This window comes from Leeuwenhoekiella polynyae (assembly GCF_004104075.1).
In the GTDB taxonomy this organism is placed as follows: domain Bacteria; phylum Bacteroidota; class Bacteroidia; order Flavobacteriales; family Flavobacteriaceae; genus Leeuwenhoekiella; species Leeuwenhoekiella polynyae.
Genome location: NZ_QOVK01000016.1, coordinates 22,233 through 36,951 on the forward strand (window position 1 = coordinate 22,233; position 14,719 = coordinate 36,951).

General features: G+C 37.7%; 10 protein-coding genes. All 10 read left to right on the plus strand.

The window, feature by feature from the left end:
* Position 1: 1 nt before the first annotated feature.
* The 10 genes from ruvA to DSM02_RS14685 all read left to right on the plus strand — a co-directional run bounded on the left by ruvA (position 2) and on the right by DSM02_RS14685 (position 14,680).
* Positions 2 to 583 carry a Holliday junction branch migration protein RuvA gene (ruvA, locus tag DSM02_RS14640; RefSeq protein ID WP_128766312.1) on the plus strand — a complete coding sequence of 194 codons (582 nt, stop codon included), beginning with the start codon at positions 2 to 4 and terminating at the stop codon, positions 581 to 583.
* Between the two features lie 39 nt (positions 584 to 622).
* Positions 623 to 7,897 (plus strand): T9SS outer membrane translocon Sov/SprA, encoded by a 7,275-nt coding sequence (sov, locus tag DSM02_RS14645; RefSeq protein ID WP_128766376.1) that lies wholly within the window; start codon positions 623 to 625, stop codon positions 7,895 to 7,897.
* 14 nt (positions 7,898 to 7,911) lie between these two features.
* Entirely contained in the window at positions 7,912 to 8,292 is a 381-nt protein-coding gene (gcvH, locus tag DSM02_RS14650) for a glycine cleavage system protein GcvH (RefSeq protein ID WP_128766313.1), read from the plus strand.
* A complete protein-coding gene (locus DSM02_RS14655) occupies positions 8,285 to 8,671 on the plus strand; it encodes a VanZ family protein (RefSeq protein ID WP_128766314.1) in 387 nt (128 codons plus the stop codon). The genes gcvH and DSM02_RS14655 overlap by 8 nt, the downstream gene beginning before the upstream one ends.
* Positions 8,672 to 8,726: 55 nt before the next feature.
* A complete protein-coding gene (locus tag DSM02_RS14660) occupies positions 8,727 to 9,455 on the plus strand; it encodes an energy transducer TonB (RefSeq protein WP_128766315.1) in 729 nt (242 codons plus the stop codon).
* Positions 9,456 to 9,566: 111 nt separating this feature from the next.
* Positions 9,567 to 10,340: an energy transducer TonB gene (locus tag DSM02_RS14665; RefSeq protein WP_128766316.1), complete on the plus strand. Its 774-nt coding sequence runs from the start codon at positions 9,567 to 9,569 to the stop codon at positions 10,338 to 10,340.
* A gap of 170 nt (positions 10,341 to 10,510) precedes the next feature.
* Positions 10,511 to 12,628, plus strand: coding sequence for a gliding motility protein RemB (locus tag DSM02_RS14670; RefSeq protein ID WP_128766317.1), 2,118 nt, complete (start codon positions 10,511 to 10,513; stop codon positions 12,626 to 12,628).
* A 55-nt stretch (positions 12,629 to 12,683) separates the two neighbouring features.
* Positions 12,684 to 13,040, plus strand: coding sequence for a Dabb family protein (locus DSM02_RS14675; RefSeq protein WP_382403023.1), 357 nt, complete (start codon positions 12,684 to 12,686; stop codon positions 13,038 to 13,040).
* A 153-nt stretch (positions 13,041 to 13,193) separates the two neighbouring features.
* Complete coding sequence (cyoE, locus tag DSM02_RS14680; RefSeq protein WP_128766319.1) at positions 13,194 to 14,087, plus strand: heme o synthase; 894 nt, start codon at positions 13,194 to 13,196, stop codon at positions 14,085 to 14,087.
* Positions 14,087 to 14,680, plus strand: a complete 594-nt coding sequence (locus tag DSM02_RS14685) for a cytochrome c oxidase subunit 3 (RefSeq protein WP_128766320.1) — start codon at positions 14,087 to 14,089, stop codon at positions 14,678 to 14,680. The genes cyoE and DSM02_RS14685 overlap by 1 nt, the downstream gene beginning before the upstream one ends.
* The last annotated feature ends 39 nt before the right edge of the window (positions 14,681 to 14,719 follow it).

Consider the following 14,719-nt stretch of genomic DNA (forward strand, 5'->3'; position numbering starts at 1 on the left):
CATGATTACATTCTTAAGAGGTAAGTTAGTCGAAAAAAATCATACCGATGTTGTTATCGAGTGTAACGGGGTAGGGTATTTTGTAAATATATCTTTACATACTTTTTCGCTTCTTCCTGAAGGAGAGGGCATTATGTTGTATACCTATCTCCATATCAAAGAAGATTCTCATACCCTTTATGGCTTTTCTCATAAATCTGAACGAGAGATTTTTAAACTGCTTATTTCTGTAAGTGGTGTAGGTACAAGTATCGCCCGTACGATGTTGTCTTCATTAGATCCCAGTCAGGTCAAACAGGCTATTGCTAACGGAGATGTGAGAACGATACAGGGAGTCAAAGGGATTGGAGCTAAAACGGCGCAGCGTGTCATTTTAGACCTAAAAGATAAGATTCTTAAAGTGTATGATATTAATGAAGTTTCTCCTGTTGCAAGCAATACCAACAAAGATGAAGCGTTATCAGCTTTAGAGACGCTTGGTTTTGCGCGAAAGCAAGCAGAGAAAGTGTGTGATGGTATTGTGCGCGAAGATCCTCAAGCTTCTGTAGAAACAATTATAAAGTTGGCACTTAAAAAACTATAATAGACATTGGTTACAAAACTACGCTGGTTTTCCTTACAAATGCTATTGCTATCAGGGACGCTTCTGTGTTCTATGCCTATGCTTGCTCAGGAAGAAGAGCAAGATAGTACGCAAACCGGTGTTTCTCTTGGGCGTTTGAACCTTAAGAACCCTAATTCTATAATTTCAAAATATACTTATGATCCTTTAACAGACCGGTATGTTTATACAGAAAGTCTGGGTCAATACAACATTAATTATCCACGTATTTTAACGCCAGACGAATTTAAAGAACTGGTTAAAAAAGAACGGATGCGTGCTTATTTTCAACAGAAGATAGCCGCTGTAGATGGTCGTACCGAAGAAGGAAAGGAAGACCAAAAAAGTCTTTTACCTAACTTCTATGTAAACTCAGGATTGTTTGAGTCTATATTCGGCGGAAATTCTATTGAATTCATTCCTCAAGGTTCTGTAGAGATGGATATTGGCGGACTGTTTACCAAACAAGATAATCCTAGTTTTTCTCCGCGTAACCGTTCTAATTTCAGTTTTGACTTTGATCAGCGTATCAGCTTAAGTTTACTTGGTAAAGTGGGGACGCGACTTCAGGTAAATGCGGTTTATGACACCGAGTCTACATTCAACTTTCAGAATCAGATCAAGTTAGAATATACTCCTGATGAGGATGATATTGTACAAAAGATTGAGGTAGGAAATGTAAGTATGCCACTTAATAGTGCGCTTATTCAGGGATCACAAAGTCTTTTTGGAGTTAAAGCTCAGTTGCAGTTTGGTAAAACTACCATTACCGGTGTTTTTTCAGAGCAGCAGTCCCAAACCAATCAGGTGTTGGCTCAGGGAGATGGAACCATTCAGGATTTTGAGATTTTTGCTTTAGAGTATGATGAGAACAGGCATTACTTCTTAGCACAGTATTTTAGAGATACTTATGATAGAGCCCTTGCTAACTATCCTTTTAAAAATTCTAATATTCAGATTACGCGTATAGAAGTATGGGTAACAAACCGTACGCAGCGTTTTGAGAATACGCGTAACATTGTAGCGATACAAGATATTGGAGAGTCAGATCCTTCAAAAATAGGATTGCCAAATATTCCAGGTGGTTTTGTGAACTTACCGTCTGGGGCTTACCCAAGAAATGCTAGTAATGATTTTAATCCTTTTGGTATAGACGGTACCGGTCAGTCTGTTTTAACCTCTGCGATACGTGATGTCGCAACAGTTGATCAAGGTTTCGGCGGAGTTCAGGTGGCAGATGGATCTGATTATGTTTCTTTAGAAAATGCCCGACAGCTTACACCTTCAGAATATACCTTAGATACACAATTGGGGTATATATCTTTAAATCAACGTTTAAATAACGATGAGGTTTTAGCTGTTGCTTTTCAATATACTGTAAATGGCGAGGTGTATCAAGTTGGTGAATTTGGTAATGATGGAGTAGATGCAACTAGCGGAGCCTATGTAGATACAGACGGTGATGGTGTCCCAGATATTGTTGATGTAGATGCTGACGGAGATGGAGTAAATGAAAATGGGCAGGATGCTGATGGAGATCAGATTGCAGATGCTGCAGATCCAGACCAGACAAACGGAAGGGATATTAATAATGATGGAATATTAGATAGCTTCATTACGCCAGGTCAAGGCGGTACTTCACAAGCTCTTGTTGTGAAATTACTTAAAAGTAATATTACAGATGTCAACGAACCGGTTTGGGACTTGATGATGAAAAATATTTATGGTCTTGGCGTGGGGCAGTTGGAGCCTGATGGTTTTAGGATGAATATCGTTTACAATTCACCATCTCCTATAAATTACATTACTGCGGCAGATGGTGGTCCTGCTTTACCAGATGATGTTGCAAATACTCCTTTATTAAACGTTTTCAACTTAGACAGACTTACCCAAAACGGAGATCCGCAAACCGGTGGTGATGGTTTTTTTGATTTTGTAGAAGGAACAACCGTTAACGTGCGAAATGGGAGCATCATTTTTACATCTGTAGAACCTTTTGGTGAATACTTATTCAATAAGCTCAGAAGTGCTGGCGGGGAGACTTATGAGAATGACGACTCATATAATGCAAATCAGGAAAAGTATGTGTATCGCTCGCTTTATAATTCTACAAAAACAGTAGCTCAGGATAATGCAGATAAAAACGTGTTTCAACTTCAGGGAACTTTTAAATCCAAGCAAGAAGAAGGTATTCCAATAGGTGGATTCAATATACCACAAGGATCTGTTACCGTTACTGCTGGAGGGCGAGTGCTTCAGGAAGGCTTAGATTATTCGGTAGATTATCAGCGAGGACGGGTTATTATTCTTGATCAGGCTCTTAAAGGTTCTGGAGTACCTATTCAGGTTTCGACTGAAAATAATTCGCTTTTCGGACAGCAAACCAAGCGTTTTACAGGTTTAAATGTAGAGCATCAATTCAGTGAGGATTTTATGATAGGCGGTACGTTGCTCAACGTTAATGAAAGACCGTTGACCCAAAAGGCAACCTACAGCTTTGAACCTATTAATAATACCATTTTTGGTATGAATGCAAATTTCTCAACAGAAGTTCCGTTCTTGACCAGGCTGGTCAATAAACTTCCTAATATAGACACTGATGTACCTTCTAATATTTCGCTTAGAGGAGAAGTAGCTTATTTACTTCCGGGACAGCCAAAGGCTACCGATTTTGGAGGAGAGGCTGCTTCTTATATAGATGATTTTGAGGGAACTCAAACCTCCCTAGATATCAGTTCGCCTTTACAGTGGTTTTTGTCTTCAGCGCCTATAGGATTAGGTGGGGAATTAACAAATGGGGATTTAGCAGCAGGTTACAAGCGTGCAAAATTAGCGTGGTACAGTATAGACCCTATTTTTTATACCAGTCAGCGACCTGATGGGATTACCGATGCAGATGTTTCAACGTATGCAACCCGAAGAGTTTTTAGAGACGAGATTTTTCCGGAGCAAGATATTATTGCCGGAACAACACAGGCTTTGTTTACGTTAGATTTAGCATATTATCCAGGTGAGCGCGGACCTTATAATTTTAGTCTAGATGCTCAAGATGGAATTCTAGAAAATCCTGAACAAAATTTTGGAGGTATCATGCGATCTTTTGCCTCTACAGACTTTGAGCAATCTAATGTAGAGTTTATAGAGTTCTGGGTGATGGATCCCTTTATATATGCTGAGAACGCAACCAATACTGGTGGTCGATTAACGCTGAATTTGGGTAATATCTCTGAAGATGTGCTTAAAGACGGTAGAAAGCAATATGAAAACGGTTTGCCGCAGGACGGTTCTACATCAAATACGGTTTCTACGGTATGGGGGAAAGTGCCTACCAATCAGGCGTTGATTTATGCTTTTGATACTGAAGGTGAACAAAGAACTAATCAAGACGTGGGTTATGATGGTCTTAGTGATGAGCAAGAGGCTGAAAAGTTTCCGGGTTTTGCAGGTTTAGAAGATCCTTCAGGGGATAACTATCAATATTTTGTTGCCGCTACGGGTTCGGTATTAAACCGATATAAGAATTATAATGGTTTAGAGGGTAATTCTCCTGTTAATGTGTCACAAACAGATCGCGGTTCTACAACAGTTCCTGACGTTGAAGATTTTAACCGGGACTTTACCATGAATACCGTTGATAGTTATTATGAGTATGAGTTGGATATAACTCCGCAGAGTTTGAATATTGAAAATGAGTTCATTGTTGATCAACGTGATATTGAAGTAACGCTTCAGAATGGGAATAGTTTACCGGTTACTTGGTATCAATTTAAAATTCCTATTAGTCAGTCTACAGGCAGTCAGGGAGGGATTAGTGATTTTAGATCTATTCGATTTATGAGAATGTTCATGAGTGGCTGGCAAGACCCTACAGTTTTGCGATTTGGTGCTTTTGATCTGGTGCGTGGGGATTACCGTCGTTATTTGTACACCTTAGATCCTGATGAATCTGACCCTACTACAGAAAGTACGCGTTTTGAAGTGACTTCAGTTAATATTGAAGAAAACAATAACCGTAATCCTATACCTTATGTTCTGCCTCCGGGAGTTTTTAGGGAAGAATTGATTAATAACAATAATAATATTCGTCAAAATGAACAGTCTCTTTCTTTGAGAGTTTGTGATCTAGAGACTCAAGATGCCAGAGCGGTTTATAAGAATTTCAGGTTGGATATGCGTCAGTATAAAAATCTGGAAATGTTTATTCATTTAGAATCTTTACTAAATGAAACGCCAGTACAGGATAATGAAGTGGTGGCAATTATACGTATGGGTACAGATCTTACGCGTAACTTCTATCAAATAGAATTGCCATTAAGTCCAACTGCTTTTGGTACAAGTAGCCCAGATTTGATTTGGCCAGATGTCAATCAGCTTAAACTTCCTTTAGAGGTGCTTCAAACAGTAAAAGCTACTTTCTTTAATGGAGCGTTTAATACACTTTTAGATGAGATCACTTATTTTGACCAAGACGGAAATGTGATTGCTGATCCAGCCAGTACTCCTTATGAATCAGGTAGAGTGCGAGTAGGTATACAGGGTAATCCTAGTTTTGGTGATGTGCGGGTGTTAATGCTTGGGCTTAAAAACGGAAATGATGAGGGGCGTAACACTGTTTGTGCAGAAGCTTGGTTTAATGAATTGCGCTTGTCAGGATTGCAAAATCAAGGAGGCTGGGCAGGTATCATTAATATGGATGCAAATCTGGCTGATTTTGCTACGGTCTCAGGAACAGCGCGCCAATCTACTATAGGTTTTGGAGGTATAGATGCAGGTCCTAACCAGCGTAACAGAGAAGATGTAAAATCTTTTGATATGGTTACAAACCTAAACTTGGGACAGCTCATGCCTAAGAAATGGGGTGTTAAATTACCTTTTAATTATGCGAGAGGTGGGCAAACTATAACTCCACAATATGATCCACTGTATACAGACTTAGAGCTTGATAAAAGGTTAGCAGCTGCTAGTAGTGAAGTAGAGCGTGAGCGTATTAATGATATTGCTATTGAACGTACAAACCGGGAGAGCATCAACTTTATTGGTGTGCGTAAAGAACGAACGGGTGATAAAAAGCCAATGCCTTGGGATATCGAAAATTTGACTTTAGCTTATAGCCATAATCAGGAAGATCATAAAGATTTTGAAATTGAAGAAGCTGTGAGTCAAAATGTGAGGGCAGGGGCTACATATGCTTTTGCTTTTAAGCCTAAAACAGTTGAGCCTTTCAATAAAAATGATTCGCTTTTTGCCGGCAAGTATTGGAAGTTGTTGAAGGATTTCAATTTTAATTATTTACCAGCAAGTGTAAACATCTCTTCAAATATAACGCGTCAATATAGTCGTCAGAAGTTTAGAGATTTATTAGCAAATGAAAACTCAATTCCAATCCCGGAATATCTGCAGCGTAACTATCAATTTGATCGAAACTTTACGGTTAATTTTCCTGTAACAAAATCCCTGCGGATAAATCTAGATCAATATCAAAATAGGATTGTACGTAATTATCTAAACCCAGATAGTTCTTTAGATGAAAATGCAGGTGGGGTTTATTCCAGCTTTTTTGATGTAGGTACACCAGATCGTCATAACCAGACGATGCAGTTGAACTATGATCTGCCAGTTAATAAGTTGCCGTATTTGGAGTTTATTAAATCTACGTATTCTTATAGCGCAGATTTTCAGTGGACGCGTGGCTCGTATCAATTGCAAACACTTGATGGAATACCAGATTTAGGAAACTCGATTCAGAATGCAAATACACATGCATTGCAGACTACTTTAGATATGAAAACGCTTTATGATGCTTTGGGATTGTCTAAGAAAACAGCAGGGCCTTCATCAAAATCAGATCGCAGTCGTGCGGTACCTACTTTAGGAACACCTACTCAACCAAGACCAATACCTGAAGAAAATAAGTTAAGTGCTGCAGATAAAGCAAAAAACACGTTGATAGGTATTGCTACCGGAATCAAGCGTATCCAGATTAATTATGAGCAAAATAATGGTACTTATCTTCCCGGTTATTTGCCTGGAGTAGGATTTTTAGGCACGGTAAGGCCTACTACCGCTTTTGTCTTTGGTAGTCAGGCTGAGGTGCGCGATTATGCAGCAAGACAAGGTTGGTTAACATTGTATCAAGAGTATAATGAGCAGTATAGCGAGGTAGAGAACCGAAACTTAGACATGCAGATACAGACCAGTTTTCTAGAAGATCTTACGATTGATGTTAATATGAATCGTATTTATCAGGAGACTTATAACGAGAATTATCGTGTTGACCCTACCACTTTACAATACAACAGTCTTACCGGAAATACCTTAGGAAATTACAGTATCTCAACATTGATGATAGGCACCGCCTTCAACTCAAGTTCTTTAGAATCTTCAGCTAATTTTAATCAGTTTAGATCTAATAGATTGGTTATTGCAGAACGACTCGCAGAAGATTTTTATGGCAACGATCAGTATGCCCGTGACGAATTTGGATACCCGGTAGGTTTTGGTCGTACGAGTCAGCGGGTGTTGCTTCCGGCATTTCTTTCTGCTTATACACCGGGGAATGCATCAAATGTTTCTCTGGGAGCTTTTAGAAGTTTTCCGTTACCTAACTGGAATTTAAAATATACCGGTCTGATGAAATTAGACTGGTTCAAAAAGCGATTCAAACGTTTTTCAGTTAATCATGGATATCAGTCGGGATATACTATAAATCAGTTTCGTACAAATTTGAATTACGATCGTTCTCTTAATAATAATGTTGATGATGTGCAAACCAATCAAGCTGGCGATTTTATAAGCCCTACCTTGTATTCAAACATAAATCTTACCGAATTATTTTCGCCCTTAATACGGCTTGATTTTGAAATGCAGAATTCGATCAAAATTCTTGCAGAATTACGAAAAGACCGCACCTTGTCTCTAAGCTTTGATAACAATCTGCTTACGGAAATTCACGGAAATGAATATATAATAGGATTAGGATATCGATTAAAAGATATTAGATTTGCGACACGAATAGGCGGGAGACAAACTATTTTAAAGAGTGATTTAAACTTTAGAGCAGATTTGTCTTTGAGACAGAATGAGACAATTGTGCGCTATTTAGATCTTGAGAATAGTCAGATCACAGCTGGTCAAGATATTTATGGGTTGACCTTTAAGGCAGATTATGCATTGAGTAAAAATCTAACGGCGATTTTCTATTATGACCATTCTTTTGCGACGTATGCGATTTCAACTGCATATCCGCAAACAACAATACGCTCAGGAATAACATTGAGATATAATTTCGGAAATTAAATTAAATACAAATTATGAGTTTACCAGCAGATTTAAAATATACTAAAGACCACGAGTGGGTGCGTATAGAAGGTGATATTGCCACTGTGGGAATTACAGATTTCGCTCAAGGCGAATTAGGAGATATCGTTTATGTTGAAGTAGAAACCGAAGGTGAGACTTTAGATAAAGAAGAGGTTTTTGGTACAGTTGAAGCAGTAAAAACGGTTTCTGACTTGTTTTTGCCATTAACAGGAGAGATTGTTGAGTTTAATGCAGATTTGGAGTCTGAGCCAGAAGCGGTAAATGAAGACCCTTATGGTAAAGGATGGATGATTAAGATTAAATTTAGCGATGAGAGCGAATTAGAATCATTGCTTGACGTAGCAGCTTATCAGGAAATAATAGGTGGTTAAGCTGCTTAAAATAGCAGTTTATTTTTACACGGCATTTATAGCATTTATTTGCTTGATGCCTATGCCGCATATAAGTGATGCACCAGAAAATAGCGATAAGATCGTTCATCTTCTGGTGTATTCTATTTTTACCGGGTTGTGGTTTTGTTATTTTTATGTTTTGAAGCTAAAAAAAGACAATTTCTCAACATCTTTGATAAAATCTTGTAGCCTTGCTTTTGTTTATGGTATAATTATTGAAGTATTACAAGAGTCGTTAACGACCTCTAGGTCAGGCGATTTTAAAGATTTGATTGCAAATTCAGTTGGGATTTTTGTTGGAGTACTGTTTATTTTTCTAGCGAAAACTCAATTTAGAAGGCTGAAATCAAAATTTTAATTTCGAGTTGATACTATTTTTAATTAAATTAGCAATCCTTAATAACTAAAGATTCATGGAACCTAAGAAAAATCCCAAAGCAGATCTGAACAAAAGAAGTGTACTCTTCTTTCAGTTAGGTCTTATTTTGATACTCGGGCTGAGTTATCTGGCTATCGAGTGGAAGACGTATGAAAAAGAGGCCATTGATATCGGACAATTACAGATGGACGATATGATTGAAGAAGATGTGCCAATTACTGAATTGAACACACCTCCACCGCCACCACCGCCACCACCGCCACCACCAGCACCGGAAGTTATTGAGGTTGTAGAAGATGATAAAGAAATTGAAGAAACCGTAATAGAATCTACAGAAACCAGTCAGGAAGATGAGATTGTAGAGGTTGAAGAAGTTTCTTTTGCAGAGGAAGAAGTTATTGAAGACGTACCGTTTGCAGTTATCGAGAACGTGCCGGTTTACCCTGGTTGCGAGAACGAAAAAGGAAACGATGCTAAAAAAGCGTGTATGTCTGAGAAAATCAGCCAGTTTGTAAACAGAAAGTTTAATACTGAGTTAGGTAGTGAACTAGGTTTATCTGGTATAAATCGTATCTATGTGCGATTTAAAATTGATCAAAAAGGTAATATAGTAGATATAGGATCTCGTGGGCCACACCCGCGTTTAGAGCAAGAAGCAGCTCGTGTAATTAAGTTACTGCCACAAATGACTCCTGGTATGCAGCGAGGTAAAGCAGTAGGTGTATTATATTCGCTTCCTATTGTATTCCAAGTTCAGGATTAATTCTGAATCTTTATAGAATTCAAAATCCCGACCGCTAAAGCGAGTCGGGATTTTTTTTTGGCAAGCTTATTGTTAAAGTTTTAATGAATAGTAACCATTAAAACATGATTCATGAATGATTCACAAAAAAGCGAAGTAAACGCTCGGCAAAGCGTTACTCGCAAAACAAGCAAGCACGATGTAAATCTACAAAAAAACAACGTCGTCTTTTTTCAATTAGGTCTTATCGTCGCACTCATTCTCGCTATTATGGTGATTGAGATTAAATCACCGGTGACAGCTTTTATTCCGCCTCCGCAAGAAGATGTTGCTACAATATCTATGAATGATATGTGGAATGAACCTGTGAGGAGAGAAGAGAAAAAGAAACCTGTAGAACCTAAACAAGAGGTTTCTAAAGTTTTACCTCCTAAAATTGCAGAGCCAGATGTGCCTGAGATTGATCTTCCTGTGGACGACTTTACTCCAGAGACTGATATTCCAGATTTAGAAAGTCTAGTTGATATCCCTGAGCCGGAAATTGAAACATTTTCGGTTTTAGGAGTTGAAGTTGTACCTGTTTTTCCGGGTTGTGAGGGTTTGCAAACCAATGCAGAACGTAAGGCTTGTCTTCAAGAGAAGATGGGTGAATTTATTAGTAAAAACTTTAATACTTCATTGGGTGAGGAATATGGGTTAACCGGAATGAATAAAGTTGATGTTCAGTTTACAATTGATGAGCATGGCAAGGTGACTGAGCTTAAAACCCGTGCACCACACCCTGCTCTTGAGCAAGAAGCTGAGCGAATTATGCAAAAATTACCACAAATGACTCCGGGAAAACAGCGAGATAAAAATGTAAGGGTGATCTATTATCAACCCATTAGATTTAAAGTGCAGAACTAATGTAGAAAACTACTTTTAAAAGCTTGCCTAATAGGATTTAGGTTAATTTTTAAAACTTAATTAGTATAAAGGCCTGTGTGTAATGCACGGGCTTTTATTTTGGGATTGCTTGTTCAGCTTAAGGATGTTTAAAAAGTGGTATATTTCCGCAACCTAAATCTTTTCAATTTATGAAATTAAAGACTTTGGCAGTTTTTGCTGTTAGTTTGTTTCTTTCAACTCTTGGTTATTCTCAAATTATAAATGGGAATTTTGAAAAATATCCTGTTTTTAAAGAATGTGAAGGCATTGATGCTTCGGCTGCTAAAAGCTGTTTTAATCAAACTTTGATCAGTAAAATAAAAGCAGATTTTAAAGTTCCGCAATATGTTATTGACGAAAAGTATTCAGGAGATATTGTAGTTCTTTTTGAGGTTACAAAAGAAGGAGATTTTGAAGTACTCAATGTAACAGCGGTCTATGAGGATTTACGTGAGGAAATAAAGAAAATCTTTAATAGCTTGCCTCAGGTTAAGCCTGCCACATATAATGGAAGAGCAACATATATGCAGTTTAGCATGCCGATTCCTATTAGCGCTTTGCTTGATAAGGAAAATTCAGATTTGAAATATGGTTCAACTGAAAATTTAAGTGAAGCAAAACCGATAGATCAGTTAGCTTCAGAATACGACTCAATAAAAACATTTCCGTTTGAAAATAGAGAGTATGATTCTCAATTGTTTATTCCGTTTTCACATCAGACTTACAGTAGGTTTGATAAAGAGATGAATGCGGTGGGTACAAATTCTCATACTTCTACTAAACCTTTTATTTATAGCGATGTCAATCGCTATTATAATTTTAAGGAAAAAAGAGAGAATCTTTATAAAGAGAAGCGTTCGTGGTTTGGTCGCAAATTATGGAATGAGCATATGGTCACTTTGCAGGGTGATGATTACTGGTTTACACTAGACCCGGCTGCAGATTTGCAATTGGGTTTTGAAACCGCAGATAATGAGGACCAGAGTTTTACGTATAACAATACCCGGGCAGTTATATTTCAGGGAGGCTTGGGGAAGAAATTAAATTTTTACACGGTTTTCTACGAAAGCCAAGGTAGTTTTGCGGGTTATTTTAATCGATATGCGCGATCTATCGCACCAGATGGGGGTAACCCGGCGATTGTTCCGGGGCGTGGGATAGCAGCAGAAGCTGCTGATGGTAATTTTGATTATCCTGTAGCAGAAGCATATTTATCCTATTCTCCCAGCCAGTATTTCAATTTTCAATTTGGGCATGGTAAGAATTTTATCGGCGACGGCTATCGCTCTTTGTTGCTGAGTGATAATGCGAGTCCATACCCATTTTTTAAAATGAGTACGACTTTTTGGAAATTTAAATACACCAATACTTGGATGTCATTGCGTGATGTGCGCTCAGATGTGGTTGAGGATGGATCGTTTAGAACCAAATTTATGGCCAATCACTATTTGAGTTTCAACGCTACAAAACGCTTGAATATAGGGCTGTTTGAAAATGTGATCTGGACTAATGATAATGACAGGGGGGTTGATCTTAATTATCTGAATCCCATAATTTTTTACCGTGCTATTGAGTTTTCTACGGGTTCCAGAGGAGGTAATGCTTTAATAGGCTTGAGTGCTAAGTATAAATTTAGTGATCACTTTAATGCCTATGCGCAAGTTATTATAGATGAATTTTCTACAGGAGCAGTTTTTAGTTCTACTAAAAGTTATCAGAATAAGCAGGGTGTTCAGGTAGGATTTAAATATTATGATGCTTTTAATATTGAAAATTTACAACTTCAGTTTGAGTTTAATCAAGTGAGACCGTATGTGTATAGTAATAACGAGATTGTGCTCAACTACGGTCATAACAATCAATCTATGGCGCATTTATGGGGCGCAAATTTTAGAGAGTTTATCGCGATTGCCCGCTATCAAAACGACCGATGGTATGGTGCTGCAAAAGCAGTATATGGTAAACGCGGATTTGAAGTAGGAGATATAGATAATATCTATTATGGGGGTAGTATTTACGGTAATGATGAGAATATTCCGAGTGAATTTGGGATAGAAATTGGTCAGGGAAATGCAGCTAATACATTTATAGGGAATGTTGAATTGGGGTATATTGTAAATCCTTCTACTAATTTTAAGATATATACCAATGTCTTATACCGAAATAATGCTATCGCAGAATTTGATGCGGTTAATCTTGAAGAAAGTACGGTTTGGGTAAATTTTGGAATTCGCACCGATATTTTTAATTGGTATTTTGACTATTAATTTTTTAATCTGAAGCTTTATGAGATTTTTTTTATCGCTATTAATTTTATGTTTTATGACTGGTTCTTGTGCTAACAAATCTTCAAACCCAAAAGAGTTTGACTCCAACTTTGCTCACGTAGTTTATTTTTGGCTTAAAAATCCAGATAGTCAGGAGGATTGCAAAGCTTTTGAAGCTTCATTAAAAAAGTTTTTATCTACAAGTGAATATGCGAAGACCAAGTTTATAGGCAAGCCGGCAAATACTCCACGAGAAGTTGTAGATAATAGTTGGACTTATTCGATTATATTAACTTTTCCTTCAAAAGAAATACAGGATAAATATCAACAAGAGCCCGTGCATCTTAAATTTATTGAAGAATCTGAGCATTTATGGGAGAAAGTTCAGGTTTATGACTCGGTAGGTCTTTAGATTAGAGGCTTGTATCTCCTGCTTTATAAAGCAGTTTCTTGTCGATTTTGAGATTAAGAGTTCTTCTGTCTGGAATAACTTTTAATTAGGTTGTTTAGAAGTGTTTCGTGCAGTATCTTTGCACGACTTTTTAAAGCCCTTGAAAACACGCTTTTGAGCTCCACAGAAACCCATAAACCACACACATCAATCTGGATTGATTTTAAAGAAATCACTAAGATGCGTCTTGCTATTAGTGTTGTTTTTTCTAGCATGGCGGGTTATCTACTGGGTGCTTATACTTTAGACTGGTTGACTATTTTATTGCTTGCAGTGGGCGGTTATTTAATGGTGGGGGCTTCTAACGCTTTTAATCAAATAATAGAGAAGGATCTTGATGTTTTGATGGATCGTACCAAGAATCGTCCGGTTCCTTCCGGAAGGATGTCTGTAAAAACTGCATTGATTATTGCGACTGTTTTTACAGTTTTAGGTCTCATCACACTTTATATAATTAACCCCATCACCGCAGTTTTTGGAGCGGTTTCTATATTTCTTTATGTCTGCGTCTATACGCCTTTAAAGACAAAGACTCCACTCTCTGTATTTGTTGGTGCATTTCCCGGGGCTATACCTTTTATGATGGGATGGGTTGCGGCAACCGGCGATTTTGGTATAGAAGCCGGAACGCTTTTTATGCTTCAGTTTTTTTGGCAATTTCCACATTTTTGGGCGATAGGTTGGTTCTTGTATGATGATTATAAAAAAGGAGGATTTTTTATGCTTCCCACCGGGAAAAGAGATCGCGGTACAGCTGTACAAGTTGTCTTATATACCATATGGACGATTTTAATTTCCTTAATTCCAGTTTTTGGAGTTACTGGTAGATTGTACTTGACTCCGGTTTCTGCTGTTTTAGTAGGTGTTTTAGGATTGATCCTGCTATATTATGCAATTAGACTTTTTAGATTTAAGAATAATGTTACTGCAAAACGTTTAATGTTGTCCAGTGTGAGTTATATCACATTAATACAGATTATTTATGTTGCTGATAAATTTTTACGATAATGGATTATACTTCGCAAACAGAACAAATTAAGATTGCGCGATCAAAAAAGATGATGATGTGGTTTGGTATCGTGAGCCTTTCGATGATGTTTGCCGGCTTAACAAGCGCTTACATTGTAAGTGCAGAACGTCGTGATTGGTTACGAGATTTTGAGCTTCCGCAGGCATTCTACATCAGTACACTTGTTATTGTGTTGAGTAGTTTAAGTATGCTTATCGCAAAAAGCGCTGTTAAAAGCGGAAAGAATACCCTTGCAACAGGATCTTTGTTTGTGACTTTGGGACTGGGTATTGCATTTGTGGTGCTCCAGTTTGTAGGTTTTGATCAAATAATTGCTGAAGGTTATTTTTTTACCGGTAGCGAAAGCACGGTTACAACTTCATTTATTTATGCTTTTGTAATTAGTCATATCGTTCACGTAGCGGCAGGAATTCTGGTGCTTTTGGTTATAGTTGTTCAGCAAATACGCGGTAAATATTCTAAGAATCAGATACTTGGTATGGAGTTGGGTGCTACATTTTGGCACTTTGTAGATATACTCTGGGTATACCTATTCTTGTTCTTTATGTTTGCTGATGAATTAATCAAATAGATTAATTAGCTCTAAATGCTAAGAATTCATTAAAAAATC

Coding starts and splice junctions, on each gene's coding strand:
- DSM02_RS14670 (WP_128766317.1), top strand. CDS start 10,511: ATGAAATTAAAGACTTTGGCAGTTTTTGCTGTTAGTTTGTTTCTTTCA.
- DSM02_RS14660 (WP_128766315.1), top strand. CDS start 8,727: ATGGAACCTAAGAAAAATCCCAAAGCAGATCTGAACAAAAGAAGTGTA.
- DSM02_RS14675 (WP_382403023.1), top strand. CDS start 12,684: ATGACTGGTTCTTGTGCTAACAAATCTTCAAACCCAAAAGAGTTTGAC.
- gcvH (WP_128766313.1), top strand. CDS start 7,912: ATGAGTTTACCAGCAGATTTAAAATATACTAAAGACCACGAGTGGGTG.
- DSM02_RS14685 (WP_128766320.1), top strand. CDS start 14,087: ATGGATTATACTTCGCAAACAGAACAAATTAAGATTGCGCGATCAAAA.
- sov (WP_128766376.1), top strand. CDS start 623: ATGCTATTGCTATCAGGGACGCTTCTGTGTTCTATGCCTATGCTTGCT.
- DSM02_RS14665 (WP_128766316.1), top strand. CDS start 9,567: ATGAATGATTCACAAAAAAGCGAAGTAAACGCTCGGCAAAGCGTTACT.
- ruvA (WP_128766312.1), top strand. CDS start 2: ATGATTACATTCTTAAGAGGTAAGTTAGTCGAAAAAAATCATACCGAT.